General features: G+C 70.0%; 23 protein-coding genes and 2 pseudogenes. 15 read left to right on the forward strand and 10 right to left on the reverse strand.

From position 1 onward, the window contains the following. Nucleotides 1-339: 339 nt before the first annotated feature. The 7 genes from E1258_RS10805 (at nucleotide 340) to E1258_RS10835 (ending at nucleotide 8,151) form a co-directional block, all read left to right on the forward strand. Nucleotides 340-1,347, forward strand: coding sequence for a glycosyltransferase family 2 protein (locus E1258_RS10805; protein WP_132399210.1), 1,008 nt, complete (start codon nucleotides 340-342; stop codon nucleotides 1,345-1,347). Then, the gene (locus tag E1258_RS10810) at nucleotides 1,344-2,330 is read left to right on the forward strand and encodes a lysylphosphatidylglycerol synthase transmembrane domain-containing protein (RefSeq protein WP_132399212.1); all 987 of its coding nucleotides are present in this window, start codon (nucleotides 1,344-1,346) and stop codon (nucleotides 2,328-2,330) included. Before E1258_RS10805 ends, E1258_RS10810 begins: the two co-directional genes overlap by 4 nt. A 165-nt stretch (nucleotides 2,331-2,495) precedes the next feature. Next, nucleotides 2,496-3,824, forward strand: coding sequence for an aspartate aminotransferase family protein (locus E1258_RS10815; protein ID WP_207919507.1), 1,329 nt, complete (start codon nucleotides 2,496-2,498; stop codon nucleotides 3,822-3,824). Beyond that, nucleotides 3,821-4,870: an NAD(P)-dependent oxidoreductase gene (locus E1258_RS10820; RefSeq protein ID WP_132399216.1), complete on the forward strand. Its 1,050-nt coding sequence runs from the start codon at nucleotides 3,821-3,823 to the stop codon at nucleotides 4,868-4,870. The genes E1258_RS10815 and E1258_RS10820 overlap by 4 nt, the downstream gene beginning before the upstream one ends. A gap of 18 nt (nucleotides 4,871-4,888) precedes the next feature. Then, the gene (locus tag E1258_RS10825) at nucleotides 4,889-5,875 is read left to right on the forward strand and encodes a UbiA prenyltransferase family protein (protein WP_207919506.1); all 987 of its coding nucleotides are present in this window, start codon (nucleotides 4,889-4,891) and stop codon (nucleotides 5,873-5,875) included. Nucleotides 5,876-5,914: 39 nt separating this feature from the next. After that, a complete protein-coding gene (locus tag E1258_RS10830) occupies nucleotides 5,915-6,970 on the forward strand; it encodes a glycosyltransferase family 2 protein (RefSeq protein WP_132399218.1) in 1,056 nt (351 codons plus the stop codon). Further along, nucleotides 6,967-8,151, forward strand: a complete 1,185-nt coding sequence (locus tag E1258_RS10835) for an endonuclease/exonuclease/phosphatase family protein (RefSeq protein ID WP_132399220.1) — start codon at nucleotides 6,967-6,969, stop codon at nucleotides 8,149-8,151. Before E1258_RS10830 ends, E1258_RS10835 begins: the two co-directional genes overlap by 4 nt. Before the next feature lie 106 nt (nucleotides 8,152-8,257). Here the strand turns inward: E1258_RS10835 and E1258_RS10840 are convergent, their stop codons facing one another. Beyond that, a complete protein-coding gene (locus E1258_RS10840; RefSeq protein ID WP_132399222.1) occupies nucleotides 8,258-9,211 on the reverse strand; it encodes an aldo/keto reductase in 954 nt (317 codons plus the stop codon). A 228-nt stretch (nucleotides 9,212-9,439) separates the two neighbouring features. Between E1258_RS10840 and E1258_RS10845 the strand changes: the two genes are divergently transcribed. Together E1258_RS10845 and E1258_RS10850 are read left to right on the forward strand one after the other, a co-directional pair. Next, nucleotides 9,440-10,639: a nucleotide disphospho-sugar-binding domain-containing protein gene (locus E1258_RS10845; protein ID WP_132399224.1), complete on the forward strand. Its 1,200-nt coding sequence runs from the start codon at nucleotides 9,440-9,442 to the stop codon at nucleotides 10,637-10,639. 34 nt (nucleotides 10,640-10,673) lie between these two features. After that, nucleotides 10,674-11,135, forward strand: a complete 462-nt coding sequence (locus E1258_RS10850) for an S-adenosylmethionine decarboxylase family protein (RefSeq protein WP_132399226.1) — start codon at nucleotides 10,674-10,676, stop codon at nucleotides 11,133-11,135. A gap of 289 nt (nucleotides 11,136-11,424) precedes the next feature. Here the strand turns inward: E1258_RS10850 and E1258_RS33225 are convergent, their stop codons facing one another. Then, nucleotides 11,425-11,652 carry a hypothetical protein gene (locus E1258_RS33225; protein ID WP_165949719.1) on the reverse strand — a complete coding sequence of 76 codons (228 nt, stop codon included), beginning with the start codon at nucleotides 11,650-11,652 and terminating at the stop codon, nucleotides 11,425-11,427. Between E1258_RS33225 and E1258_RS10855 the strand changes: the two genes are divergently transcribed. Next, nucleotides 11,651-12,631: a glycoside hydrolase family 11 protein gene (locus E1258_RS10855; RefSeq protein ID WP_243715339.1), complete on the forward strand. Its 981-nt coding sequence runs from the start codon at nucleotides 11,651-11,653 to the stop codon at nucleotides 12,629-12,631. The two genes, E1258_RS33225 and E1258_RS10855, sit on opposite strands and share 2 nt — an antisense overlap. Before the next feature lie 24 nt (nucleotides 12,632-12,655). Beyond that, nucleotides 12,656-12,826, forward strand: coding sequence for a DUF664 domain-containing protein (locus E1258_RS34580; RefSeq protein ID WP_243715340.1), 171 nt, complete (start codon nucleotides 12,656-12,658; stop codon nucleotides 12,824-12,826). Between the two features lie 13 nt (nucleotides 12,827-12,839). Here E1258_RS34580 and E1258_RS10865 read toward each other — a convergent pair whose 3' ends face one another. From E1258_RS10865 to E1258_RS10875, 3 genes are all read right to left on the reverse strand, one after another. Further along, entirely contained in the window at nucleotides 12,840-13,649 is an 810-nt protein-coding gene (locus tag E1258_RS10865) for a hypothetical protein (protein ID WP_132399230.1), read from the reverse strand. 111 nt (nucleotides 13,650-13,760) lie between these two features. Next, entirely contained in the window at nucleotides 13,761-16,457 is a 2,697-nt protein-coding gene (locus E1258_RS10870) for an RICIN domain-containing protein (protein WP_132399232.1), read from the reverse strand. Nucleotides 16,458-16,720: 263 nt separating this feature from the next. Further along, complete coding sequence (locus E1258_RS10875; protein ID WP_243715344.1) at nucleotides 16,721-17,092, reverse strand: aldehyde dehydrogenase family protein; 372 nt, start codon at nucleotides 17,090-17,092, stop codon at nucleotides 16,721-16,723. On the opposite strand from E1258_RS10875, the gene E1258_RS34585 reads away from it, so the two are divergent. Continuing rightward, entirely contained in the window at nucleotides 16,992-17,420 is a 429-nt protein-coding gene (locus tag E1258_RS34585) for a hypothetical protein (protein WP_243715345.1), read from the forward strand. The genes E1258_RS10875 and E1258_RS34585 overlap by 101 nt on opposite strands. 84 nt (nucleotides 17,421-17,504) lie before the next feature. On the opposite strand, the gene E1258_RS10880 is transcribed toward E1258_RS34585, so the two are convergent. After that, on the reverse strand, nucleotides 17,505-19,130 hold the full coding sequence (locus tag E1258_RS10880) for a PHP domain-containing protein (RefSeq protein WP_243715341.1): 1,626 nt from the start codon (nucleotides 19,128-19,130) through the stop codon (nucleotides 17,505-17,507). A 306-nt stretch (nucleotides 19,131-19,436) separates the two neighbouring features. Between E1258_RS10880 and E1258_RS10885 the strand changes: the two are divergent. From E1258_RS10885 to E1258_RS34590, 3 genes and pseudogenes are all read left to right on the forward strand, one after another. Continuing rightward, nucleotides 19,437-20,434: pseudogene (locus tag E1258_RS10885) on the forward strand (ABC transporter ATP-binding protein); the annotation flags it as partial. Nucleotides 20,435-20,654: 220 nt separating this feature from the next. Further along, on the forward strand, nucleotides 20,655-21,539 hold the full coding sequence (rfbA, locus tag E1258_RS10890) for a glucose-1-phosphate thymidylyltransferase RfbA (RefSeq protein ID WP_132399237.1): 885 nt from the start codon (nucleotides 20,655-20,657) through the stop codon (nucleotides 21,537-21,539). 22 nt (nucleotides 21,540-21,561) lie between these two features. Beyond that, nucleotides 21,562-21,848, forward strand: a pseudogene (locus E1258_RS34590) (NAD-dependent epimerase/dehydratase family protein); the annotation flags it as partial. An 84-nt stretch (nucleotides 21,849-21,932) separates the two neighbouring features. Here E1258_RS34590 and erm read toward each other — a convergent pair. The 4 genes from erm to hflX form a co-directional block, all read right to left on the reverse strand. After that, nucleotides 21,933-22,766 (reverse strand): 23S ribosomal RNA methyltransferase Erm, encoded by an 834-nt coding sequence (gene erm, locus E1258_RS10900; RefSeq protein WP_132399239.1) that lies wholly within the window; start codon nucleotides 22,764-22,766, stop codon nucleotides 21,933-21,935. Nucleotides 22,767-23,008: 242 nt separating this feature from the next. Beyond that, nucleotides 23,009-24,463: a dTDP-4-amino-4,6-dideoxy-D-glucose ammonia-lyase gene (gene desII / locus E1258_RS10905; protein ID WP_132399241.1), complete on the reverse strand. Its 1,455-nt coding sequence runs from the start codon at nucleotides 24,461-24,463 to the stop codon at nucleotides 23,009-23,011. A gap of 34 nt (nucleotides 24,464-24,497) precedes the next feature. Next, complete coding sequence (locus E1258_RS10910) at nucleotides 24,498-25,724, reverse strand: dTDP-4-dehydro-6-deoxyglucose aminotransferase (RefSeq protein ID WP_132399243.1); 1,227 nt, start codon at nucleotides 25,722-25,724, stop codon at nucleotides 24,498-24,500. 67 nt (nucleotides 25,725-25,791) lie between these two features. Then, the coding region (gene hflX, locus E1258_RS10915) for a GTPase HflX (protein ID WP_132399245.1) at nucleotides 25,792-26,618 on the reverse strand (827 nt) is incomplete at its 5' end.

The raw sequence follows: 26,618 nt of genomic DNA on the forward strand, positions 1-26,618 counted from the left end.
GCGCCGCCTTGAGCGACACCTGCTGGCGGTCGCCGACGACTGCCCCCCGATCATGCTGTACACCGCCCATCGCAGCTGAGCGCCGCCACCCGCACTCCCCATCGTTCGAGGGCGTTCCGCACGTCGTGGCAGACGTGCGGAACGCCCTTTTTCTCTGCCGGTTTCCCGCTGCCGAGAAACCCCATGCACTGATGGTCGTAGATCGAGCTTCCACCTTCGAGGAAATCCCATCCGAATGAGGATGCGCCACCTTGGCCCGAGGAATGGCGATCCCTAACGTCGAGAGCGCCGGTATTCATCGACGTCGACATGGCGTCGGGCATGAGAGGGAGAGGCCGAATGGCCGCTGATGGGCAGAGAGTTTCGGTCATCGTGCCGAACTACAACTACGAGAAGACGCTCGGTGCGTGCCTGGACGCCGTGTTCGCGCAGACCCACCGGCCATACGAGGTCATCGTCGTCGACGACGGCTCGACCGACCGGTCCCGCGACATCGCGGCCCGCTACCCGTGCCGGGTGATCGAGGGTGGCGGCAACCGGGGCGTGTCGGCGGCCCGCAACATCGGCGCGCGGGCGGCCACCGGCGAGATCCTCTTCTTCGTCGACTCCGACGTGGCGCTGTTCCCCGACGCCATCGCCAACGCCCTGGCGGTGCTCGCCGCGGACCCCACCTGCGGCTGCGTGCACGGCACCTACGACACCCACCCGCTCTACGACGACGGACCGATCGAGCACTACAGGGTGCTGCACGCGCACTGGTGGCGGCGGCGCAGCGTGGGCCGGGTCAACACCGCGATCTTCGCGCTGGCCGCGGTGCGGCGCGCCGCGTTCCTCGCCGCCGGCCCGTTCCACGAGGGACTGCGCGACGCCGAGGACGTCGAGTACAGCGACCGGCTCGCCCGAGTGACCGGGATCAGACTCACCGACACCGTGGTCGGCCGGCACGACGACTGCGCCGGGTTCGCAGCCATGCTGCGTGAGCAGTACCGTCGCTCGCTGCCGCTGGCGGCGTTCGCCGGAGCGCACCGGATGCGCGCCGGCAGCGTCGCGGTCAATCCCGCACTCGGCGTGCTGGCCGCTCCGCTGGTGCCGGCCACACTGCTGCTGGGCATCCTGCACCCGGCGCTGCTCGCCGTACCGCTGGCCTGTTTCGGGCTTTTCCTGCTCGCCGACCCGGGGCTGCTGCCGTTCGTCCGACGCGAGCGCGGCGGGGCCTTCCTGGTCTGGTTCGTCGGCGTGCACCTGGTGGCCCAGCTCGCCATCGTGGCCGGCGCGGCCGCCGGCCTGATCGCCCGGCTACGCGGCACCGGCTCCCCCCGCCCGCTGCCCCTGACGGCGGGCCGATGATGGGCAGGCGGCGGGCGTGGCGCGCGGCGCTCACGGCGGTCTTCGTGGCGGCGGTGCTCGGCGGCGTCACGCTGACCCTGCGCGGGCAGCAGTGGTCGACGCTGGGCCGGCTGTTACGGCCGGAAACCGCCGGATGGCTGCTGGCCGCGCTGCTGGTCACCGGGGTCGGCCTGCTCTGCGGCATGCGGGCCTGGACGCTGACGCTGGCCTCGGTGGGGGCGGTGGTACCGCCCCGCACCGGCGTGCGGATGTTCTTCGTCGGGTTCCTCGGCAAGTTCGTCCCGGGCCGGGTGTGGGGCTTGTTGGCCCAGCTCCGGCTTGGCGACGCCGCCGGGGTGAGCCGGGGCCGGATGGCCGGCACCTACCTGGTGAACCTGGTCGTGGTGCTGCTGACCGGCGGCGCGGTGGGCCTCCTGGTGGCCCCGGCCGTGCTCGGCACCGGCACCGGGCTGGCCTGGCTGCTCCTGCCGGTCGCCCTGCTGGTGATGCTGGCGATCCGGCCCGGAGTGCTCGACACCCTGGTCCGGCTGGCCGCCCGGGTGGCCCGCCGGCCCCGCCCGGCACCGCTGCACCGGCCCGCCGAGGTCCGCCACGCGATCGCGTGGCAGAGCCTGTCCTGGGTGCTCTCGGGGGTGCACCTGTGGATCGTCGCGGTGCTGCTCGGCGCGGACGCCGGGGCCGCCCTTCCGGCGGCGGTCGGTGCGTTCGCCCTGGCGACCACCGCCGGCACGGTCGCCCTCTTCGTACCGGACGGCGCCGGCGTACGGGAGGTGCTGGTGGTCGCGGCCCTGTCCACCGTGCTGCCCCTGCCGGCGGCGGTCACCGCGGCGGTCGCCAGTCGGGTGCTCAGCACACTCGCCGAGGCACTCACGGCGGGCCTGGCTCTACTCGCGGTCGCCGCCTCGGAACGGCTCGCGACCAGCGGTGACCCCGCCACGCCATCCGCCGGAGGAGACCCCCGGCTCACCCCGACCCCCGGCTGACCGATGCCGGCGCAACCTCTCGACTCCACCACCGCGTCCGTGAACCGCGCTTCGAAAGGACCCCTCATGCCCGAGCTACTGACCATCGACGACGCCGAACAGCTCTCCGTCGCCGAGGTGCAGGACCTCTACCGCAAGCACGTCAACAAGAGTCAGGTCAGCCTGATGACCTCGTTCGGCTTCGGCCGGGAACTGGTCGACCACGCCGAGGGCGCCTGGATCCACACCCGGGACGGTCGGCGGATCCTGGACTTCACCGGCGGCGTCGGGGTGCTCAACCACGGGCACAACCACCCCCGGATACTGGCCGCCCGGCAACGCTTCCAGCAGCAGCGGCGGATGGAGGTGCACAAGACCTACTTCTCGCCGTACCTGGCCGCGCTGTCGCACAACCTGGCCGCCGTGCTCCCCGGCGACCTCGACATGTCGTTCCTGCCCAACTCCGGCGCCGAGGCGGTGGAGGGCGCGGTCAAGCTCGCCTACAAGTACCACGGCGGCAAGCGCAACACGATCATGCGCAGCGACATCAGCTTCCACGGCAAGCTGCTCGGTTCGGGCAGCCTGACCGGCAGCGCGCAGAACCACTTCACCTTCCCCGGCATCCCGGGCGTGGTGAGCTTCCCCTACGACGACCTGGCCGCGGTCCAGGCCGCCGTCGACGCGACCCGGGACCGCCGGGGCAAGTGCGACGTGTACGCGATCCTCATCGAGCCGTTCAGCGCCTCGACCATGCGCTGGTGCTCAGAGGAGTTCCTGCGCGGGCTGCGCGAGCTGTGCACCCGCGAGGACATCGTGCTGATCTTCGACGAGATCTACACCGGCTGGGGCAAGACCGGCACGATGTTCTACTTCGTGCGCTATCCCGGGTTAATCCCCGACGTGGTGACCACCTCGAAGTCCTTCGGCGGCGGCAAGTCCTCGATCTCCGCGTACGTGGCCCGGCGGCCGATCTTCCACAAGGCGTACGAGAGCCTCAACGACGCGCTGTTGCAGAGCACCAGCACCACCTACTACGGCTTCGGTGAGGAGACCGCCACCGCGATCGAGGCGATCAACGTGGCGGTGGAGGAGGACTTTCCCGCCCGGGCCCGCGACATCGAGCGGATCCTGGCCCCCGGGCTGGCCCGGATCGCCAAGGAGCACCCGGACGCCGTCGCCGAGGTCCGCGGCGCGGGCGCCCTGTGGGGGGTGTTCCTCGACGCGCCACGGGTGCTGGACCTGGTCACCAAGCTGGCGCCCGGCGGTCTGGCCAAGGACCCGCAGTTCGGCACGAAGCTCGTCACCTGCGCGGTCGTCAATGCCCTCTACCGGGACCACGACATTTACACGTACTACACGCTCAACGGCAAGAACCCGCTGGTGGTCGGCCCGTCGCTGGTGACCGGCCCGGCCGAGGTGGAGCACTTCCTCGACCGCCTGGACCGGACCCTCGCCCAGGGCCTGCCCCGGCTGGTCACCCGTTTCGTCAAGGAGAAGGTGTCGTCGCTGTGGTGAATCAGAACGCGAAGACGGTGGTGGTGACCGGCGGCAGCGGAATGCTGGGCGGGCACCTGGTGCGGGCGCTGGCCGCCGACGGCTGGCGGGTACGCGGCCTGGACGTGCGGGACCCGGTCGAGCCGGTGAAGGGTGTCGAGTACACGGTCGCCGACGTGCGCGACCGGGCCAGGGTCGGCGCGGTCCTGGCCGGGGCGGACGCGCTGGTGCACACCGCCGCCGCCCTGCCCAGCTACCCCGAGGACGAGATCCGCTCGATCATCGTGGGCGGCACGGAGACGGTGCTGGACGCCGCCGCCCGCGCCGGCACCGCCCGGGTGGTGCACGTCTCCTCGACCGCCGTGTACGGGCTGCCAAGCATGGTGCCCACCACGGAGGAGTACCCGCGCGAACCGGTCGACCCGTACAGCCGGGCCAAGGCCGGCGCGGAGGAGGTCGCCGAGCGGTACCGCGCCGCCGGCATGGTGCTGCCGATGCTGCGGCCCAAGACGTTCCTCGGGCCGGGCCGGATGGGGCTGTTCTCGATGCTCTTCGAGTGGGCCGAGGAGGGCCGCAACTTTCCGGTGCTCGGCAAGGGCGACGTGCGGATCCAGATGCTGGCGATCGACGACCTGGTCGACGCGGTACGGACCGTGCTGCACGCACCGGACGACGTCGCCAACGACACGTTCAACATCGCCGCCGACCGCTTCGACACCCTGCGGGAGGACTTCCAGGCGGTGCTGGACGCCGCCGGCCACGGCAAGCGCGTGGTCTCGGTGCCGGTACGCCCCGCCGTCGCCGCGCTGGAGCTGCTGCAACGGCTGAAGCTCTCCCCGGTCTACGGACGCCTCATCCACAAGCTGCGGGCCGACTCGTACGTCAGTGTCGACAAGGCCCGCGACGTGCTCGGCTGGACCCCTCGGTTGTCCAACCGCGACGCCATCCTGCGCACCTACGACTGGTGGCGGGCGAACAACCGCACCGCCGCACCGACCTCGTCCGGCCGGACCAGCCGGGATCCCTGGAAGCAGGGGGCCCTCGGGCTGGCCAAGGCCATCTTCTGATCGGCACCGGAGGTAACCGTGACTGTCCTCGTCGACCCGCCGACCCTCGACCGACCCACCCCCAGCACCCGCCCGGCGACCCGGGCCACCGGCTCCCGCGCCAACGACCGCACCCTGGCGCGTGACCTGATCACCCTGATCCGGCCCCACCAGTGGGCGAAGAACCTGTTGGTGGTTCCGCTGGTGCTGATCGACACCCCCCGGCTCGGACTCGGTGTTCTCGGCCGGGTGTCCTGGGCGGTGCTGCTGTTCACCATGGTCTCCGCGCTGGTCTACGTCTGGAACGACGTCTACGACCGGCACCGCGACCGGGCACATCCCACCAAACGGCACCGGCCGATCGCCTCCGGCCGGGTGAGCGTGCCCACCGCGTACGCCTTCGGCGGGCTGATCGCCGCCGCGCTGGTCACGGCGGTGGCGCTCGGGCCGGCGTTCCCGTGGTGGCCGCTGGCGGCCTACCTGACGCTCAACATCGCCTACAGCAGAGGGCTCAAGCACGTTCCGCTGCTGGACGTGCTGGTGGTGGCCGGTGGCTTCCTGCTCCGGGTGGTGCAGGGCTACCTGGCCGCCGGGGTCGCCGTGTCGAGTTGGCTGCTGATCGCCGTCTTCGCCCTCTGCCTGCTGCTCATTCTCGGCAAGCGACGGCACGAGATGGCGGTCGGTGGCAGCGCCCACCGGCCCTCGCTGGCCGGGTACTCGGTCCAGTACCTGGACCTGCTGATCGTGCTCTGCGCCGCAGTCGCGATCAGCGGCTTCCTCGGCCACGTGCAGGCCACCATCCCCACCCCGTACCAGGCACTGGCGCTGGTCGGCTCCACCCCGTTCGCGCTCTTCGCGGTGGCCCGCTACCTCCAGGTGGTGGTCGTCGACGGAGACGGCGGCGAACCGACCCGGGTGCTGCTGCGCGACCGGGCGATGCTGGTCAACGCGTTGCTCTGGGGCGTCCTGCTCGGCGGGGTCCTGCTCGTCACCCAACACCCGACCCTGCTCGCCCTCGTCCACTGACGACCTGGCGTCCCCATCCACCGTCTGAGGAGACAGACCATGACGACCCCGACCACGAACCCGCTGGTCTCGGTGATCATCCCGAACTACAACTACGGCAACTCCATCGGCCCGTGCATCGACGCCGCGCTCGGGCAGACCTACCAGCCGATCGAGGTGATCGTCGTCGACGACCACAGCACCGACGACTCGCTCGCCAAGGCCCGCCAGCGGGCCGTGACGGTGCTCCAGACCCCGCGCAACAGCGGGGTGGCCGTCGCCCGTAACACCGGTGCCGCGGCAGCCCGCGGCGAGATCCTCTTCTTCGTCGACTCCGACGTGGCGCTGCGCCCGGACGCGGTGCAGCGCGCCGTCGCCGAACTTGCCGCCCATCCGGACTACGGCGCGGTCTGCGGCATCTACGAGGAGGATCCGCTGATCCGTGACAGCATCGTCGAGGAGTGCCGGGTGCTCCAGGCGTACTGCTGGCGGATGGCGTCCCTGGGCGAGGTCAGCTTCCTGTTCTCGTCGCTGACCGCGATCCCACGCCGGGTCTTCGACGAGGTCGGCCCGTTTAACCCCCGGCTGCGGCAGACCGAGGAGGTCGACTACGGCGAGCGGATGTCGGCCCGCCACCAGATCATGGTCACCGACCAGGTCCGCGGCTGGCACGACGACGACGACCGGCTGCTGCCGCTGCTGCGCAAGCTCTTCCGCCGGGCCCGGCTGCGGGTGCCGCTGTTCGCCCGGCGGCGGCGCTTCGCCAAGGGCTTCGAGAGCCCGGCCCGCTCCTTCGGCACCGTGGCCGCCCTCGGCGTGCTCGCCACCCTGCCGCTGGCCGTGCTGCACCCCGCCTGGCTGCTGCTGACCACCGTCCTGTTCGGCATCTCGTTGTCGGCCGACGCGGAGATGTACCGGCACGTGCGACGCCGCAAGGGGCTGCCGTTCCTGGCCGTGTTCACCGGCATCGCCTTCCTGACCAACGTGGCGATCTCCGCCGGCATCACGGTCGGCGCCGCACAGTGGTTGCTGTCCCGCGAGTTCCGTCGGCTCTACGACGCGGACTGGTCGGCCACTCGCACGCCGTCCCCGACGATGGCCGGGACCACGGCATGAGCCTCCTGATCGACCCCGTCCCCGGCGCGGCCACCGCCGCGCCGGGGGCCCCCGGGGTCACCACCCTCACCGCACCACCGCGCCGGGACCCCAACGAGCCGGCCCGGTGGCCGCGCCGGGCCCGGTGGCTCGCGGCGCTCACCGCCGCCTGGGCGGTGTTCCTCACGATGTTCCTGCTCCTGACCGGCGAGCACTGGTGGTGGCGTCCCGCCGAGCTGATGCCGCCGCTGGTCTTCGTCGTGGTGCCACTGCTGCTGCTGTCTCTCACCCCGCTGGCCCGGCCGGCACGCGGGCGGCTCGCCGTCGCCGCGGTGTGCTGCCTCGCCATCGGCTTCGACCTGGCCGGCCTGAACCCGTCCGCGCTGTTCGGCAGGGTCGACCCGGCTCCGTCCGACGCGGTCCGGGTGTTCTCCTGGAACACCGAGTACTGGTACGACGGCGCCGATCCCCAACACTTCCACGACTACCTGGCCGCCCAACGGGCCGACGTCTACCTCCTTCAGGAGTACGTCGGCTGGGACCTGGCCGGGCACCGCCCGGTCCCGGTGGACCACCTCGCCGAGCTGCGCCGCCACTTCCCGGACTACCAGGTGGTGGCCGTCGGGGAACTACTCACCATGTCCCGCTATCCCATCGTGGCCTCGCGGGCCCTGGACGGGATGCCGTACCTGGCCGACCCGGCTCGGCACGGCGTTCCGGCCGACTCGGACTTCGCCGACTACTACCGTCACAAGGTGCTCCGCACCGACCTGCGCGTCGACGGCCAGGTGCTCTCCGTCTACAACGTGCACGTGCCGGTGCAGCTCGACATCTCGATGGACCCCACCGACTCCGAGTTCACCGCGTTCATGCAGGCCCAGCAGGACCGCCGGCAGGCCCACTACCGGGCGCTGCGAGCCGACCTGGCGAGCAACCCGCACGGCCAACTCGTCGCCGGTGACTTCAACGCCACCTCGGCGATGGGTGAACTGCGCGACCTGGCCACCCGGCTGACCGACGCGGCCGTCGCTGGCGACCAGCCCTATCCGGTGTCCTGGCCGGACAGTGCCGCGTGGTGGCGGCTGGACTGGGCGTTCTTCACCGGTCCGGTGCGCTGCCACGAGTACCGGATGGTCGGCTCACAGGGCCTCTCCGACCACCTCGGACAGCAGGTGACCGTCTCTCTGACCGGTGCGGGCTGAACCGCGTTGTCCCGCTTCCCCACCCGGGAAGCGGGACGACCCGGGTGAGGGACACACGGCGACCGGGCAGGGGATTCCCCTGCCCGGTCGCCGACGCGAGCCCGGTTCAGCAGGCCGCGTCGAGGCGCTTGCGCAGCTCGGTCGGCAGATCCAGATCCACCGCCGCGAGGACCTCGTCGAGCTGGGCCACCGAGCTGACCCCGACGATCGGTACGACCGCGGGATCTCCGCCGATCAACCAGCTCAGCACCACCTGGTTCGCCGTTACCCCCAGCTCGTCCGTCACCTCGCGCAGCGCCTGGAGCCGCCGCTCGGTGCCCGGATGCTCGTAGTGCTCCGGCAGCGGCTTGTCCGGCCGCGTGTACGAACCCCACAGCAGGGTGCTGTACGCGAACATGGTCAGGCCCCGGCTGCGGACCAGGTCCAGCAGCTCGTCGCTGGCGTGCACGTGCCCGCCCTCGGGCAGCGCCGTCGCCGGGCGGGGCAGCAGGTACGAGTAGCGCTGCTGCACCGCCGTGTAGGGCGTCCAGCCCTTCGCCTCGGCCACCGCCCGGGTCTCGGCCAGCCGCCAGGCGGTGTGGTTGCTGGCCCCCAAAGCCCGGACCTTGCCCTCCGTCACCGCCTCGTGGAATGCCGCCAGAGCCTGCTCGTCGGGGGTGTCGCGGTCCTCCCGATGCGCGTAGTAGAGGTCCAGGTGGTCCACACCGAGCCGCCGCAGCGAACCGGCGAGCTGCGCACGGATCACCGCCGGGGCAAGCCCCTCGGCCCCACCGTGGGCTCCGGGACCGGAGCCCACCTTCGACGCCAGCACCAGCCCGTCCCGGCCACCCCGACGGGACAGCCAACGGCCGAGCACCGTCTCGCTCTCGCCACCGACGCCGCCAGGGACCCAGAACGAGTAGCAGTTCGCGGTGTCGATGGTCGTGCCGCCCGCCTCGACGAAGCGGTCCAGGATCGCGAACGAGGTTTCCTCGTCGATTTCGGTGCCGAACGCCATGGCGCCGAGACAGAGCTGGCTGATCTGGATCCCCGCGCCGCCGGACAACTCACGTTGCCGCATCAGTCCTCCCAGAGTGTGACGGGTACGTCGGGCCCAGAATAGGGACGGCGACCCGGCACGGGCGCGCTCCTCGTCGATATCTACTACCTTCGACGCAGGGCCCATGGGACCGGGGACGTATCAACGGGGACGGCAGCCGTCGCCACCTTGTCCCCGCTGTTCACGGCTTCCTACAGTCGCCGCAGGGGCCGGCCACACAGGCGCGGCGCCCGGAAGGAGGATCTCACCATGCGGGTCGGCCTGGTTCCGGGAGTGTGGTCGTACGGCCTCGGCTCGGTCTCCACCGTGCTCTCCGTGTACGAGGCGGTCCGCCACGCCGGGCATACTCCGGTGCTCTTCGCCAGCCCACACTTCCGGCCGGTGCTCGACCGGCTGGGCGTGCCGGCGGTGCCGATCCCCGGGCCGCACGCCGCACCGTACCCCGACGCGACGACCGCCCTCCGCCTGGACGATCTGCTGTCCCGGTCCGCGTACGCCGATCCCGACCTGGTGGAAACCGTGCTGGCCGCACAGTTGCGGGAGTTCCGGGCGCACCGGGTGCAGGTGCTGTTCCACGACTACGACCTGACCACGGTGGTCGCCGGGTCGCTCGCCGGCATTCCCGTGATCACCCCGGTCACCTGGCCGGACCACCGTCTCTTCGGGCGCGGCAGCGACGGTTGGGCACCGGTGGACACCCGGGCGCTGGCCGCGTTCCGGCCGGCGCTGCGCCGCAGCCGGGCACCGGAGCCGCAGTCCCTTTCGGAAGTGCTCTTCGCCTGGAGCACCCGCCTGGTCTACCCGCTGGCCCCGGAGATGGACCCGCTGGTGGCGCGGCACAGCACCGGCGAGTACGTCGGCCAGCTCACCGCAGCGTCACTGGACCGGCACCTCGCCACCGGGCCGGTGGACTGGCCCCGGCCGGGCCAGCACGGGTTGCTGGCCTACACCAGCGGGCCGCCGATGGACGCCGACTGGTACTACCGGCACTGCCTCGCGGCGTTCGAGGGCTCGGACGTCGACGTGCTGATCGCGGCGGGCAGCACCGACACTGCCCCGCCCCGGGTGTCGCCGCGCGGCAACGTGCAGGCGTGGCCGTTGCTGCCGCTTCGCAACCTGTTCGGGCGGGCCAGGGCGCTGCTCTGCCACGGGGGCCGGGGCACGCTCGCCAGCGCGCTGCACGCCGGCGTACCGCTGCTGGTCTTCCCCGGGGGCGACCCGGAACGCGAGTACTTCGCCGACATGCTGGCCCGCCAGGGGCTGGCCGCCAACTGCGGGGACGACGACTGGCGGCCGGAGAGGCTACGGGAGCTCGTCGCGCACGCCGCCACCGTCCGGTCGGCCCGCCCCGCCCGGGTCGCCGCCGCGCCAACCGGTCCGGCCCGCATCGTCTCGATCATGCAGGAACTGACCGCCGACCCGGTCCGGCTGCTGTCCCATGCCGGCTGACTCCGCACCGACTTCCGACCGACAAGGAGAACCGATGACCGGGCACCCTGGTACCCAACCGACCGACGGTCACTACGGCGACGAGCTGACCCTGCGGCTGTCCGCGGTCACCGACACCCGCGCCCTGGACGACGGCGAGGCGCTGCACACCTTCATGCGCGACCTCGTCGCCCGGATCGGCATGACGGTGATCGCCGGGCCACTGGTCGCCAGCGAGGACGGCCCGCCGCACCAGGCCGGAAAGTCGGCGGTGGTGATCCTCGCCGAGTCACACGCCGCCATCCACACCTATCCGGGGCTGCGGGAGGTGTTCCTCAACATCTTTTCCTGCAAGCCGTTCCGCGAGTCCGACGTGCTCGACGAACTGGCCGGGCTGGTCGGCGGGTTCGAGATCACCGAGCGCTGCCTGACCCGCCGGGGGGAGAACTGGCCACGCGCGCTCGGGCCGGCGACCCGGCTGTGGCGCAGCCAGCGGCTCGCGGCAGTAAGCGGCTGACGCTCCAGCCGACGGCGGCCTCATCTGGCGGCATGAACGGGTGTGGCACCACGCCCTGACATCAAGTCGACGGGCGGACGGGATCGCGGGGAGGTTCCGGAAGTTTCGAGGGCTTGGCTCCGGTTCGCCACCCCTCACTCTCGGGCAGCGATTGACCACGCGGAACCCGATCCCTGGGCACGGCAGTCAGCGAGTTGGAGGTGCCTCGAGGCCCCCACTTGTCGAACAAAAAGTTTCGGTAATATTTCCGAAAATCGTTGACAGGCCCAAATTTGGAACCCTACGATCGTCATCGACGAGCATCGATTACGTCGACCTCGCCCTCCGCGACCCCGTCCCGGTCGCGCAGGAGAACCACCCCACCCACCGTGTGGTGATACGCCGAATAACCGGCTGCCCGCACCTGGCCACCGACAGCCCGCCGGGTCGCACCGCGGCACTGGCCACCACCAGCTGTCACGAGGAGGAACACGTACATGAACGACACCTCGACCAGACCGCGAAGGAGCAGCCGCATGCGGTTGCTCCTCAGCGCCGCGTGCGCCGCGGCGCTCGCCGTCACCGGCACGTTCATCGCCTCGCCCAACGCGTACGCCGAGGCCGACCGTACCCTCACCTCGAACCTCACCGGCACGCACAACGGCTACTTCTTCTCGTTCTGGAAGGACAGCGGCAACGCCAGCATGACGCTGCGCGCCGACGGCCGCTACAGCAGCAGTTGGGACAGGAGCACCAACAACTGGGTCGGCGGTAAGGGCTGGGCCACCGGCACCCGGCGGACCATCACCTACTCGGGCAGCTACAACCCGGGCAACAACAACACCTACCTCGCCCTGTACGGATGGACGCGCAACCCGCTCATCGAGTACTACGTGGTGGAGAACTTCGGCAGCTACAACCCGAGCAGCGGCGCCCAGCGGCTGGGCACCGTCACCACTGACGGCGGCACCTACGACATCCTCCGCAGCCAGCGGGTCAACGCGCCCTGCATCGACGGCGACCGCTGCACCTTCTACCAGTACTGGAGCGTGCGTCAGCAGAAGCGGAGCAGCGGCACCATCACCACCGCCAACCACTTCGACGCCTGGGCCCGCGCCGGCCTCAACCTCGGCAACCACAGCTACCAGATCATGGCCACCGAGGGTTACCAGAGCAGCGGCAGCTCCGACATCACCGTCCGGGAAGGAGGCGGGGGCAACCCCACCAGCGGCCCGACCACCCCTCCCGCGAACGGCAACTGCACTGCGGTGCTGTCGCCCGCCGAGCGGTGGGGTGACCGGTTCAACCTGAACGTGGCGGTCAGTGGCACCAACAACTGGGTGGTCACCCTCGGCCTCGGCGGCGGCCAGAGCATCCAGAACAGTTGGAACGCCACGGTCAGCGGCACCACCGGCACCGTCACCGCCAGGCCGAACGGCAACGGCAACAACTTCGGCATCACGATCATGGCCAACGGCAACTGGAACTGGCCGACGGTCTCCTGCCGGACCGGCTGACCCCGGCCCGACCGACCCCCGCGGGTGGCGTGCCGGCCAGGCCGGCACGCCACCCGGCGTCGTATTCGACAACTACGCCATGACTTCGGTCGCCGAGGAGCCGGCAGGACGCTCTTGGGAGGCCGCGTACTGCGCGAGCTCGCCCAGCACTGTGGGCACGCGGACATTCTGCGAGAGCAACTCGTCAACGAGTAGGGCCGGCGGACCGCTACCAGCCCCCCACCAGATCGAGCAGGGACCCGACGACGAACACGCCGAGCGCGATCACCCGCAAGGGTCGTGCGTCCCTGCCATCGCCCATGGCCCTCACTGCCGCCCTCGCCAGGCCAAGACGCACGGTGGCCGCCGCCCTCAGCAGAGCCATCACGAACCGTGGTGTCAGCAGCGCGGCAACGCTCCCGAGTGACACCACGCCCACGGCGAGGAAGGCCACGAAGATACTCGCCACCCAGGGCAGACCACCAACGTGGAACCACCAACCGAGAGCGGCCGTCCCCGGTGGGACCGCCCCCAGGAGCGTCAGCCTCATCCCCTGCCACCGCCGCTTCCGATCCTCGAACGCCCGGTACGCGAGCGCCAGCGCCGCGCCTCGGGGTTCGGGCAATCGACTGATGAGGAAGGTGTACGCCCTGTCCTCGAAGAAGGGAAAGACGTACTGCGGGGATCTCAGGCTCGCTGAGTCGTACCTGTCGTCAGCCCTGATCGCCGCCCATGCCTCCCGCCGGAAGGCCAGAAAGTCCTCCACCATGAGGCCATCAAGGCCCTCCTGATCCGGTCGGCTGGCTCTGTCGGTCGAAGTCTCCGGAGGTTCGCAGGCCGCCCAGGTGGCCGTCCGTCTGACCCGCGCCTCATCGCGCCGCGCGGCCTTCAGTCCGGCCCAGCGCTCGTCCGTCTCCTTGTGCCGCTTCTCGGCCCGTCCGGCCCAGCCTGCCACCCCGTTCGGTCCGGCGAGATCGAGCAACGCGACCAGGCCGGCGACCGTGAGCATCAGCTTGCCGACATTGCTGAGCCAGGACATGGGGCCAGGGTAGTGACGCGAGGCCAGCCCTACCCGTGGAGGAGTAGGAGGCGACCGCGTGGGTGGCTGCCCGGGGCCGGGCCGAGCCGGCTCGGCCCCGGGTGTGCCCGGTCAGTTGCGAAGGCTCCACTGCTGGTTCGCGCCGCCGTTGCACGACCAGAGGATGATCTTCGTGCCGTTGGCGGTGGCAGCGCCGTTGGCGTCAACGCAGAGTCCGGACTGGACATTGGTGAGGGTGCCGTTGGCGTTGAGGTTCCACTGCTGGTTGGTGCCGCCGTGACAGTCCCAGATGATGACCGTGGTGCCGTTGGTCGTACCCGAGTTGTTCGCGTCCAGGCACTTGTTGCCGTACACGGTCAGCTGCTTGCTGGCGGTGTAGGTCCACTGCTGGCCAGTGCCGCCGGAGCAGTCCCACAGCTGCACCTGGATGCCGTTGGTGGTGCTGGCGTTGGGCACGTCGACGCAGCGGCCGGACTGGCCACCCACGAGCCGTCCGCCCTGCTGACCGGTGCCGCTCTGTTGCCGGACGATCGAGCTCGACTCGGCCGACCTGTTGCCCTGCGCGTCGAGGACGTAGAGCCGGTACTCACCCTGGGACGTCGGCACGGCGATGGACGTGGCGGTGCCCCCGGCCCTGGTCATCGTCGGGCCCGCGGTGAAGGTGGTCGTGCCGGCGGGCGCCAGCCAGACCGTCCTGGTCGCGTCGCCGGTGCTCCGGATCGGAACCGACGACGTTCCGCTGGTGACGTAGGTGCTGGCCGGCAGGACGTAGTTCGGCAGGGAGAGGTTGGCCGGCGGGATGATGTCCCGGAACGAATCCTCAAGGCCGGAGTTGGCGGCGATGCTGTATGCAGGCGCCGGCCAGACATAGTCGGAGGAGACGATGATGTCGTGGATCGTGCTGTTGGGCAGGTTCTTGTTCGAGACCTTGTTGATCGGGCCGTAGATCTGGGTGACGCTCAGGTCGTGCTTGCGCCCGAAGTCGTCTGAGTTCAGGAGCCAGGTGACGTCTTTGTTCACGCTCAGGACGTTGTCGCGGAAGGTGATGTACGCCGAGCCCTCGTCCGGGTGCAGGCCGTACTTGTGACCGGCCGGAACGCCCTGGAGATAGTTGTTGGTGATCATGGTGCCCGGCTGGCTGCCCAGCGTGTAGATGGGAGCGGTGTCACTGAGGCGCTGCACCGTGTCGATGATGTGGTTGTAGCTGATGTTGTTGTTCCGCGCCGTCGTGGTCGGCCGGTTGGGTGCGATCGAGCCCGATGACCCGTCGAAATTCCACCAGCCCCAACCGAGAGTTATGCCCGACCACGGGGCCTTCTCGATCCGGTTGCGCTGCACCGTCAGGGTGTCGACGAAGTACGCCGAGATGGGGCTGTGCCCGTTGAACAGCACCGCACTGTCGTAGATGTAGTTGTTCTTGATGTCGATGTTCTTCGGCAGTCCTTCGACCTGCGTGGACCACTTCTCGCGGTTGGTCGACGTGTAGTCGCCGATGTAGACGTGCTGGGGATGACCGACGGTGATGGCGGAGCCGGCGATGTCGTTGGTGTGGTTCCCGATCAACTGCGTGCTCTGCACGTCGTTGACCATGTTGATCCCGTCGGCACCGGTGTGCTGCACCCGGTTGCGCTGCAGGAGTATCCCGTCGGCATTCTCCACCTGGATGATGCCCGGAGTGACATCGACATTCCGGTAGTAGTAGTCGTGGAAATTCTTCTTCGCGTACGCGAGCGCGCCGAGGTTTCCCTGTTGCGCCTGCTTGTAGGAGGAGCCGGCGACGTTGAACAGGTTCCAGTCGGAGTGCTGGACGGTAAGACCGGAGAACGTGATGTTGCGCGCGTGGTTGCTCGTCGAGGTGCCGGCGACCCGCAGCACAGTGGACACGTTGTTCGGCGCGACGACCGTCGCGGTCGACATGTTCTCCGTGTTGCTCTTGTAGTAGTACAGCGTCCGGCTGCCCTTGTCGAAGAAGAACTCGCCCGGCGTGTCCAGGAACTCGTAGGCGTTCATGACCTTGTGGGAGCCGCCCACCTGCGCGTTGCCGTTGAACGCCCCCTGGGCGATGGCGGCACCCGGTTGCTGGAACAGCGCCAACCGGCTCGCACCGTCAGAACTCGTGGTCACCTGGCGGACCCCCACGATGGCGGTGGTCCAGGTGGTCGCCGTTTCGATCTCGATATCGTCCTGATTGCGGGGAATGGCGGGGAAGTCGTTCAGGCTGTATCTGGCGCCCTCGCACTGCGACCCCGACTCCCAGGCCCACGCGGCCTGCCCGGCCGTGATGTTGTACGTCCCGTGGCAGCCCGACGAGCTGATCGTCTTCGAAGCCATGTACGCCCGCTTGTCGTTGACATAGAGCGCACGAAGCTTGTTGGCGCGGTCGAGCGGCGCCTTCCAGATGTTGCCGCTGTGCTGGGTCCATCCGGTCACCTGCACGCCGCCGTCGAGAACCGGCGTCTCGTTGGGGTAGGCGGAGTAAATAACCCGGTGACCGTTGGTGCCGGAGTCACCCGCCCCGAACTCGATCGTGCTGCTTACCGGATAACTCCCACCACGGAGGTACACCTGAATGTCGCCTGTCATGCTCGAATTCACCGTACGAACGGCGTCCCTCGCGCGTTGCAGAGTCTTGAACGGCGATTCGATCGTTCCGGGGTTGGCGTCGTTGCCGCCCGGAGCGACATAGAAGGATTGTTGGACGGCGGCCGAAGCCGGCATTTGATTCGCGATCACTGCCGGGAGTGCGGCGGTGACGAGCAGCGCAACTGCCAGCAGTGGCCTTCGAGCGGTGGAGACGGCTGATTTCACGTACCATTCCTTTCGATTGCCGCCGACAAGATATGTTCGCTGGACAGTCGTCCCGGGGCGCGACAGTGAACCACCGTACGAACATCGGCCGACACACCGGGAGACATGGGGCGATCCTGGCGATTCCGACCATTGGCGGGTTCCTTAACAAGGGCAGCAACAAACAGAGGCAAGGTCCACGCACGCTTCGGGCGACAAGCACCGACCGGTGGCAGTTACCGCGCCACCGGGAACTCCCGCCGCCCGCTCACACCCTCATGCCCTTAGTCACAGAATTCTGCCTTGAAGCGTAGGCGTCGGGCGCAGCGGATGCAACCGCCGAATTGGCCGCCGCCTATGCATAATCGCGGCCGGCCGGGCGGGCGCCGACGCCCACCCCTGGCCGGCCCGCGCCGCCTGCGATTGCCGACGCGGCCCGACCCGCGCCGCGCCGCCCACCCCGCTGCCGGACGCGCCGGTCGAACCACCAGATCCCGGGGCCCCGCACGGTCGACGAGCGGCCCGACCTCCACTCCGCGCCGCATTCCGGGGCCCATGATCAGCGCCCCCATCCACTCGGCGAGCCGGGCCGCGAACTCGTCGGCAACCGCGCGATGGACGAAGAACCGGTTGGCGGCGGTACACGCCTCGCCGATGTTGCGCGGTCCGCTGGAAGCTCTCGGTGAGCCCGCCGAGGACGAGAAAGGTCGTCGCCGACAGCACGAGCATCGCGCCGTAGCACATCCCGCCGGCGACGATGCCGACGTGGGGGCCGATGGCGTCGCAGACGTAGTCGTAGCGCGACCCGCAGAGGTGGAGGCGCTTGGCGAACTGGGCAATCACCCAGCCCGCGGCACGATCCGCCACCACCGGATCGGGGATCTCGTCCGCATCGGACACGCCGATCCCGACGAGCCGCTCAGGCTCCTGCTGTCACAGAATCCCGGGGCCATCGAGATCTGCCACCAGGAGCGCTCAGACTAGAGCCGGCGTCGGCCGGTGATCCTCAGGCCCTGGGCGAAGCGGTATGCCTGGTCAGAGGGCATGTGGCGGGTAGCCGCAGCCCGGTCATCGCGCCTTGGCGAAGATGGGGTTGGAGTAGAACCACAGGTCTTCCCAGGGATCGGCCTGGCCGATGACGTCGAGGGCCGGTCCGGCCGGGTCGACACCGGCGCCAAAGTAGCCGGGAGCGCCGCGCTTGCCGTCCGTGCCGCGTACCCGGACGTAGAACGGCCCGTCCATCTTGATTTCGTGAACAAGCTCGAGGGTGCCGGCCCGCTTGTCGACATCCCAGGACTTGACAACCCTGGTATCCGGGGCGCGGAAGGAGGAGCGGTCGGCAACGGGGCCGGTGATCTTGCCGAGGATCAGGTCGACCCTGGCGAGCACCGGCAGCAGTCCGGCGAAGTTGGGCTGGGAGGCCAGGTCGATCCGGATGACCACCTCCGCGGCACGGCCGGCCGGCATCTTCAGGGTGCCGCCCATCGGCACCCCGGGCTGGCGCGATCCGCGAGGGCGAAGACGCAGGTCCAGGCCGGCGACGAGATCGCCGAGGCAGGCCCACATCCGGCCGGCCCGCATGGCCTGCATCACCTGCCGGTAGCCGTAGCCGGTGGCGCCGACCCAGGTCTTGTTGTAGGTCCCGGGTGGGAAGGAGCTGTACTCGGTGATCGGACGGCCGGCGTTGACCGGGTCGGGGAACCGGCCGGTGTTATTGAACGTGTGCCCGTCGCTGTCGTACGGAATGTTGTCGTACCCGGTCTGGTTGAGTGGGTCGACCGGGTTCTTGACCCAGTCGCCGCAGCCCTGGTGACCGTCGGAGGTGGTGGTGATCCACCAGGGCTTGCCCTCGGCGAGCAGGCTGTCCCACAGGCCGCCCACGGTGGCGGTCATCCAGTCGAATCCACCCCAGGTGCGGTAGCTTTCGGCTGGATAGCCGGGGAAGGACCAGGTGCCGGCGGCGGAGTCGTACAGGCCGCGTCCGCGTGCCATACCCGGAGCGGGCAGGCCGGCGGCCTGGTGGCCCGGGGCGCCTTCCATGCCGATGACGATCTCGGGCGCGGCGTCACGCCAGTTGCGGGTCTCCGCCGGGGAGTTGATGCCCAGTCTGGACGGGTGGTTCGGCAGCACGAGCGCGTCGGCGATCCGCCGGCTGCGGACCGCGTCCCTGAGGAACCCGAGTGCCTGCAGGGCGATGGCCTCGTTCTCCGGGGTGCCGTTGCGGGTGCCGTTGACCCGGGCGTCGTACCGGTCGACGAACTCCTGCAGCAGGGATGCCTCGTTCGCGCCCGGGGCGAGCATGAGTGTGGTGTGCTCACCGGCAGGGATGTTCCACTCCAGACCGGTGAAGACCAGCACGTCGTCGCGGTATTTCCTTCTCGCCGCGACGATGTCGGCCACCAGCGGCGGAATGCTGTAGGTGGCGAACGGGACGTTGCCGTGGTCGGTGACGACCAGCCAGTCCAGCCCGTACCTGGCGGCCCGCTGCACCTGGGTGGCGACCGGGTACATGGCGTCGTTGCTGTACTGGCTGTGGACGTGATGGTCACCGGCCAGCCACACATAGCCGCCCCGCGGTTCGCGGCCCTGGCGCCGCGACGCGCCGGCCGCGGCCGAGCCGTCGCCGAGAACCGCGCCGGCGCCGACGACGCCGGCTCCAACCAGGAAGCTACGCCGACCGGTACTCAAATCCATCGTCTCTCCCACACCGCGCCGAAGATCACCGGCAGCGACCGTACCCACCCGCGGTTGAACCCGAGAAGATCTCAGATTAACGCCGGACGTACGAGGCCTGACATGGCCGGCCAGCTCGCCCACCATCCGGCACCGGCTCGGTACCGAGGTCAGTCCCACCGCCCGCCATCGAGACACCACCACCCACCGCAGCCCACCCTGCTTACCTTCGGGAGGTATCGCCATGCCCAAAACCGACCACCCGACCGGACGCCGGCCCGTTCCGAGCCGCCGCAGCGGGATTCGGTGCGGCCGGAGTTGCGGGAGATGTGGTGGGAGACCGGGATGCGGGCGCGGGCACAGGCCGGGCTGTTCGCCGTCTTCTCCGAGCTGCCCCGGCTGGTCTGGGCCGCGCTCGTGGTGAGCTGGCGCGCCGATCGGGTGCGGACGTCGATCGTGGCGGGCACGACGGTCGGCGCGGGGGTGATGCCGGCGTTCGGGCTCCTCGCGGCGCAGCGGGTGTTGGTGGAGCTGTTCGCCGGCGGCCCGACCGCGGACAAGGTCATGGCCGCGCTGCCCGCCCTGGTCGCGCTCGCGGCGGTGACCGCGTTGCGCGCCGGCATGGCCACCGCCATGGGGTACGCGCAGAACGGCCTCGCCCCGAAGGTAAACCGGGAGGTCGAACGGGGCCTGTTCGAGGTGACCACCGCGGTGCGGTTGGAAGCGTTCGACGCCGACGCGTTCGCCGACGACATGGAACGCGGTGGGCGTCGCTGCGGGCCGGGCACCTGCGCTACCAGACCTACGCCGCCGGGTCGGTGCGCCGACGCCGGCTGTGGCTGCTGCACCGGCTGATGGCCGAACGTGACTCCGCCCCCGAACTATGCTCCTACGGGCTGCGCGGGTTCCTGCTCGACCAGTGCGACCGGGTCATGGCCGTCGAGACCGGCATCCAACTCGCCCTGGCGCGGCGGGTCACCACGACCACCACCGTCGGCGCGATGGTCGGCGGGGTGGCGACCGCCGTGGTCTACGTCCTGCTCGGCCTGCTGCTCGTCGACGGGCAGATCCCCCTCGCCGCCGCCGCGACCTGCGTCATCGCCGTGCAGTCCGCGCAACGCTCCCTGTCCGTGGTCACCTTCCAGGTCGACCGCGTCTACACCGAGGGGCAGCACTTCCGCGACTACACCGGCTTCATGACCCGCGCCGCCGACTACCTGCCCACCCACACCGGCCCGGCCGCTGGTACTCCAGCACCGGATCGGCTGGAGGAGATCACCGTCGACGAGGTCAGCCTGCGGATCGAGGCGGGTCAGACGGTGGCTCAGGGGATCATCCCCGGCCGAGGCGACCAGGACGAACCCGCCGACGGCCTGGAAGTCGTGCGGACCCGGTCGTCACCACCGGCCGGGCACGGGCGCGGGGTGACCGGCCGGGACGACCACGGCCCTTCGACGATTCACCGCGCCGGGCCAGACGGTCCCTCCTGACATATTGATATCCGCTTTAATTTACGTCCGTGAATCACGTTGTTATGCTGCGGCGATGCGAGGCATCCTGCTGGCAGGTGGTACGGGATCGCGGTTATGGCCCATCACGCAGGCGGTGTCGAAACAACTCATGCCGGTCTTCGACAAGCCGATGATTTACTACCCGCTCTCCACACTGGTGATGGCCAGGATCCGCGAAATCATGGTGATTACCACCGTTGAGGACCAGCCGCAGTTCCAGCGGCTGCTGGGCGACGGAAAGCAGTGGGGGCTCTCCCTGACGTACGGGTTGCAGCCCCGGCCCGAGGGCATCGCGCAGGCGTTCATCATCGCCCGGGACTTCCTGGCCGGCGGGCCCGCCGCCCTCGTTCTCGGCGACAACATCTTCCACGGTGTCGGGCTCGGCCAGATGCTGGCCGGCCACAACAGCCCGGCCGGCGGCCAGATCTTCGGACATCCGGTCGCCGACCCGTCGGCGTACGGCGTGGTGGACTTCGACCCGTCGGGGCGGGTGCTCTCGATCGAGGAGAAGCCGGCCCGGCCGAAGTCCCGCTACGTCGTGCCGGGGCTGTACTTCTACAACGGCGACGTGGTGGACATCGCGGGCCAGCTCAAGCCGAGCGACCGGGGTGAACTGGAGATCACCGACATCAACCAGGAGTACCTGCGACGCGGCACGCTCAACCTGACCCTGCTGGACCGGGGCACGGCCTGGCTGGACACCGGCACCTTCGCCGGCCTCGTGCAGGCCGGCGAGTACGTGCGGGTGATCGAGGAACGCCAGGGATTCAAGATCGGCTGCGTGGAGGAGGCGGCGTGGCGCGCCGGGTTCCTCGACGACGACGAACTGTACGCCCTCGCGGGACCGCTGACCCGCAGCGGCTACGGGGACTACCTGCTCCGGCTGCTCGACTGGAAGGAGACCGCGTACCTGCGCTGACGCGCGCCGAATCCGCCGCGTGGCCTACCGCTGCACCCACGGACTGCCGGTCCGCGTCACCCGTTGCTCTAGCAACTACGGCCCCCACCAGGACCGGAGAAGGTCATCCCGCTGTTCACAACCAACCCGCTGGACGGCGGCCGGTGCCGCTTTACGGGGACGGGCGCAACCGCCGGGACTGGCTCCACGGCGACGACCACTGCCACGGCACCCAGCTCCTCGCGACGATCGGGCCGGCCGGGCGAGGTCTATCACATCGGCGGCGGCACGGAGCTGAGCAACACCGAGCTGACCCGCCGGCTGGTCGACTGGCGGGAGCCGCTCAAGCATTGGCGACCGCCTGACGGCGCCCGGTGCGGGGCCGGCCGGCACAACCGGCCGGCCCCGCACCGCTCAGTCCCGCCGCGCCGGGGCGGGGTTGCCCGGCCGGCGGGGCGCCGGTCGACCGGGACCGGCCGGGCGGGCGGGGCTCACCAGACGCCACAGGGACGCCCACTGGTGGGCGGTCAGGTCCTTGGGCAGTTGCTGCGGCCCCACCCGGTTGGCCCGTTGCCAGTCCTGCTGGTCCTTGCGGGCGATCCGCCCGATCCGCTGAAGGATCTCCGGCAATCCGTGCCCCTTGCCGGTGAACACCAGCCGGACGAAGTCCTGGTAGCCCCTGCGGTCGTCGACCAGCGGGGTCTCCCGACGGACCATGGAGAACAGCCCGCCGTCGACGGAGGGGACAGGCCGGAAGGCGCGGGCCGGGACCCGCGAATGCAGGTCGAAGTCGTACCACGGCCACCAGCTCGCGGTCAGCAGCGTCGCGCCGCCGACCCCGGCCCGCCGACGGGCCACCTCCCACTGCACCAGCAGCACCGCCGTGTGCCAGTGATGCGCGGAGAGGAGGGTCCGCACGATGGCAGTGGTCACGTGGAAGGGGATGTTCCCGACGACCACGTGCGGATACGGAGGGAACCGGAAGCTCAGGACGTCCGCGCAGACCACGGTGACGTTCTCTGGTGTCTGCCGGCTGAGCCGCTTGGCACGTTTGGAGTCGATCTCTACTGCGGTCAGCTCCCTCCCCTGCCGGCTCAGGGGAAGGGTCAGCGCACCGTCGCCGGCACCGATCTCCACGATAGGGCCGTCGGTCCGGGCGACGAGCTCGGTGAACTCGTCGATCACCGAGCGGTCGACCAGGAAATTCTGGCCGAATTCATGTCGCCCGGCGTGCTGGATGTAGGGCATGTGCGTGCTCCGCGAATATTGTTTCGGAGCCGGTCGGCGGGAAATGCCGCACCGGCAGTGACCCGATGCGCGGCGACGCTCATCAAGAGGAACGACAGGCCGCCGCTATGCGCGGCGGAGCCTCATGAAGCACACAAGAACCATGACGGGCACTATACCCGCAACCTGGTTCGGCGGGGCGGATCCGACCGGACACCGGGTTTCTTCGGCGTTGCCCACCCGCTCTCACCAGTCGATCTCTATCAGCGGAGAAACCCACGCCGGTTCCCCCAGCCATCGGCGATGTCGGTCTCCATCTGGTTCAGCCGAGCGGTCACCGCCTGGTCGAATCCGTCCAGGAAGTATTCGTCGCCTGGCTCTGCGACCACCGATCCGCCGCTGGTCACGAACGTCTCCACCACCTGCGCCAAGCTGGTGTCGGGGGACACGGTGCCGATGCGATAGCGCTGCGCCCCGGCCAGGCCCGGGAAGGCCGCCTCCCGGTAGAGGTAAACATCGCCAAGGAGATCCACCTGCACCGATACCTGCGGGTGGGCCGTGGGGCGCATCGTCTCCGGCCGGATACGCACGAGCTGCACGTCGGTTCCCGTCATGAGGCTGTGCAGGGCGTAGCCGTAGTCGATGTGCAGGGTCGGCGTCCGCTCCGCCGCCCGCTCCCGGAACCGGTTCAGCTCGGCCTGGAGCTCGGCCCGCTCGTCCGGGGAGAGTTTCCCGTCCGGCCGCCCGCTGTAGTCCTCCCGCAGGTTGATGTAGTCCAGCGGGCGGTCCGGTGCCGCCTCGTTGAGCTCGGCGATGAAGTCGACCAGCGCGCTCAGCCGGCCGGCGCGGCCGGGCAGGACGATGTAGCTGAGCCCGAGCCGCACCGGCTCGGCCCGCTCGGCACGCAACTGCTGGAACCGCGTGAGGTTCGCCCGTACCCGGGTGAAGGCCCCCTGCTTGCCGGTAGTCGCCCGGTACTCCTCGTCGTTCAGCCCGTACAGCGACGTGCGGATGGCGTGCAGGTTCCACAATCCCTGCTCGCCCTTGAGCTTCTGCTCGGTGAGGGCGAACGAGTTGGTGTAGAGGACGATCCGGAACCCCCGCCCGGCCCCCCGGCTGACCAGCGCACCGAGCCCGGGGTTGGTGAGTGGCTCAAGGCCGCCGGAGACATACATCGCGTCGCGATTGTGCGCGGGGACCTCGTCGATGAGGGAGGCGAACATCGCGTTCCCGTCGTCCAGCGCCGAGGCCTGGTAGCGGGCCCCGGTGACCCGTACGCAGAAGTGACAGCGGAACATGCACGTCGGGCCGGGGTACAGCCCGACAAGATGCGGGAACGTCGGCCTTCTGTCGAGCACGGCGTCGAGCACTCCGACTTTTTCCAGGCCGAGCACGGTGTTGCTCCAGTAACGCCCGGACGGACCGTTCTCGACGGCCGTCCGCAGCCCGGGGATTCGGCCGAACAGCTCCAGCAGCCGCGCGAACCCGACCCGGTCCAGGCCAATTTCGCGGCGCGCCTGCTCAAGGGGCATAAAAGGTGTGTTTCCGTAGATGCCTGCCAATGCCACCAGCCGGTGGGCGGCGGCACCGATCTCTGCCGGCGGCACGAGTCCGGTGCCGGCTACCTCGTCGTGCAGCGCGTGCGCCGCCGCGGCCGGGTCGCTGCCGGGGATCGCGCAGGTCGCCACGGAATTCGATGCGGAAACCTCTACGGTCATAAGCCCTCCCACACGTCCATCCGGCACCGTTCGGTCAACCGGGCGACACCACGCTCTGTTCGTCGGGCCCAGACTGCTGTTGCCACCGGGCGGTCAGTTCGGATCCCCGGGAGACCGCCAGCCGTACGATGTTGCACACCCTGCGGATGTCCTCCCGGGAAATGCCGGATCCGGTCGGCAGCGCCAGGACGCGCGCGGAGAGCCGCTCGGTGTGCGGCAGCTGCACCTGTTGCCGGGACCGGTAGGGCTCCAGCTCGTGACAGGCCGGCGAGAAGTAGCGCTGCGCCACGACGTTCTCGGCCCGGAGCAGGTCGACGAGCAGGTCGCGGTGCAACCCGGTGACGTCCGGGTCGATCTCGACGATCACGTACTGGTAGTTCTGCCGCTCGTCCGGGACGAAGTCGATCACGCTGAGGCCGGGCATCCGGGCCAGCTCACCGCAGTACTGCTCGTAGTTCTCCCGGTTGTGCCGCGCCACCTCGGGGAACGCGTCGAGCGAGGTGAGCCCCATGGCGGCGCACGCCTCGCTCATCTTCGCGTTGGTGCCGCCGGCCGCGCTGGGGCTGCGCAGGCCGATGCCGAAGTTGGCCAGCGAACGGACCCGGTGGGCGAGGTCGTCGTCGTCCGTGACGACCGCCCCGCCCTCGAAGGCGTTGACGACCTTCGTCGCGTGGAAGCTGAACACCTCCGCGTCACCGAACTGCCCCACCGGCCTGCCCTGCGAGGTGCAGCCGATGGCGTGGGCGGCGTCGAAGAACAGGCGCAGGCCCGCGTCGGCGGCCACCTTCTCCAGCGCGTCCACGTCGCAGGGGCGGCCCCACAGGTGGACACCGATGATCGCCGACGTGCGCGGCGTGATGGCGGCGACGACCGCCTCGTGGTCGACGCAGCCGGTGCGCGGATCGATGTCGCAGAATACCGGCTCCAGCCCCAGCCAGCGCACCGCGTGCGCGGTCGCGGCGAAGGTGAGCGACGGCATGATCACCTGGCCGGTCAGCTCGGTGGCGTGCGCGAGCAGCTGCAGGGCCGCCGTGGCGTTGCAGGTCGCCACACAGTTGCGGACCCCGACCATGTCGGCCACCCGCTCCTCGAACTCCCTCGCCAGCGGCCCGTTGTTGGTCAGCCACTCGTTGTCGAGCGCCCAGGACAGCCGGTCGAAAAGCCTGGTCCGGTCGATCCGGTTGGGACGCCCGACGTGGATCTGCTGGAGGAAGCTGGAGTGCCCTCCGAAGATCGCCAGATCCCCGAGGTTTCGCTTCATGACGCCTGCCTCCCTCTGCGGTCCACGGGATTCGCCGGCTCCGGACGTCGCCCCGAGCGCGGACGGCTCAGGTCCTGGCGTACGCGTCGAGCTCGGCGGCCAGGTCGGGGGCCACCCGGGCCCGCAGCAGGGTGCCGTCGGCCGTGTGCTTCTCGGCCAGCACCTCGCCGTCGGCGTGCACCCGGGCGACGAGCCTCCCCTGGACGTACGGGATCAGGACGTCGACCTGGACCTCGGGGTGCGGCAGCGCGGCCTCCAGCAGCGCTCGGAGCGTGTCGATGCCCTGCCCGGTGCGGGCCGAGACGACAACGTGGCGCGGCTCGGCCTCCGCCAGCGCCGCCAGGGCGGCCGGGGTGGCTGCGTCGGCCTTGTTGATCACGACAAGTTCGGGCACCTGCGCCGCGTCCACGTCCCGGATGACCGCGCGCACCGAGGCGAGTTGTTCCAGCGGGGCGGGATGGGCGCCGTCCACCACGTGCAGCAGCAGGTCGGCCCCGGCCACCTCCTCCAGGGTGGAGCGGAACGCCTCCACCAGGTGGTGCGGCAGGTGTCGGACGAATCCGACGGTGTCGGTGATCGTGTAGCTCCGTCCGCTCGGAGTGGTGGCTCGGCGCACGGTCGGGTCGAGGGTGGCGAAGAGCGCGTTCTGCACCAGCACGCCCGCCCCGGTGAGCCGGTTGAGCAGGGAGGACTTCCCGGCGTTGGTGTAACCGGCGATCGCGACCGACGGGACGCTGTTGCGCCGCCGCTCGCGGCGCTTGAGGTCACGGCCGGACTTCATCTCCGCTATCTCCCGCCGGAGCCTGGCCATCTTCTCGTGGATGCGCCGCCGGTCGGTCTCGATCTTGGTCTCACCGGGCCCCCGGGTGGCCATGCCACCGCCGCCGCCCCCTC

The organism is Micromonospora sp. KC207 (assembly GCF_004348615.1).
In the GTDB taxonomy this organism is placed as follows: Bacteria; Actinomycetota; Actinomycetes; order Mycobacteriales; family Micromonosporaceae; genus Micromonospora.

Bases quoted from the DNA above. Each gene is read 5' to 3' on its own strand.
- E1258_RS10805 (WP_132399210.1), top strand. From the start codon at position 340: ATGGCCGCTGATGGGCAGAGAGTTTCGGTCATCGTGCCGAACTACAAC.
- E1258_RS10810 (WP_132399212.1), top strand. From the start codon at position 1,344: ATGATGGGCAGGCGGCGGGCGTGGCGCGCGGCGCTCACGGCGGTCTTC.
- E1258_RS10815 (WP_207919507.1), top strand. From the start codon at position 2,496: ATGACCTCGTTCGGCTTCGGCCGGGAACTGGTCGACCACGCCGAGGGC.
- E1258_RS10830 (WP_132399218.1), top strand. From the start codon at position 5,915: ATGACGACCCCGACCACGAACCCGCTGGTCTCGGTGATCATCCCGAAC.
- E1258_RS10835 (WP_132399220.1), top strand. From the start codon at position 6,967: ATGAGCCTCCTGATCGACCCCGTCCCCGGCGCGGCCACCGCCGCGCCG.
- E1258_RS10840 (WP_132399222.1), bottom strand. From the start codon at position 9,211: ATGCGGCAACGTGAGTTGTCCGGCGGCGCGGGGATCCAGATCAGCCAG.
- E1258_RS10845 (WP_132399224.1), top strand. From the start codon at position 9,440: ATGCGGGTCGGCCTGGTTCCGGGAGTGTGGTCGTACGGCCTCGGCTCG.
- E1258_RS10850 (WP_132399226.1), top strand. From the start codon at position 10,674: ATGACCGGGCACCCTGGTACCCAACCGACCGACGGTCACTACGGCGAC.
- E1258_RS10855 (WP_243715339.1), top strand. From the start codon at position 11,651: ATGCGGTTGCTCCTCAGCGCCGCGTGCGCCGCGGCGCTCGCCGTCACC.
- E1258_RS33225 (WP_165949719.1), bottom strand. From the start codon at position 11,652: ATGCGGCTGCTCCTTCGCGGTCTGGTCGAGGTGTCGTTCATGTACGTG.
- E1258_RS10865 (WP_132399230.1), bottom strand. From the start codon at position 13,649: ATGTCCTGGCTCAGCAATGTCGGCAAGCTGATGCTCACGGTCGCCGGC.
- E1258_RS34585 (WP_243715345.1), top strand. From the start codon at position 16,992: ATGATCAGCGCCCCCATCCACTCGGCGAGCCGGGCCGCGAACTCGTCG.
- E1258_RS10880 (WP_243715341.1), bottom strand. From the start codon at position 19,130: ATGGATTTGAGTACCGGTCGGCGTAGCTTCCTGGTTGGAGCCGGCGTC.
- rfbA (WP_132399237.1), top strand. From the start codon at position 20,655: ATGCGAGGCATCCTGCTGGCAGGTGGTACGGGATCGCGGTTATGGCCC.
- erm (WP_132399239.1), bottom strand. From the start codon at position 22,766: ATGCCCTACATCCAGCACGCCGGGCGACATGAATTCGGCCAGAATTTC.
- desII (WP_132399241.1), bottom strand. From the start codon at position 24,463: ATGACCGTAGAGGTTTCCGCATCGAATTCCGTGGCGACCTGCGCGATC.
- E1258_RS10910 (WP_132399243.1), bottom strand. From the start codon at position 25,724: ATGAAGCGAAACCTCGGGGATCTGGCGATCTTCGGAGGGCACTCCAGC.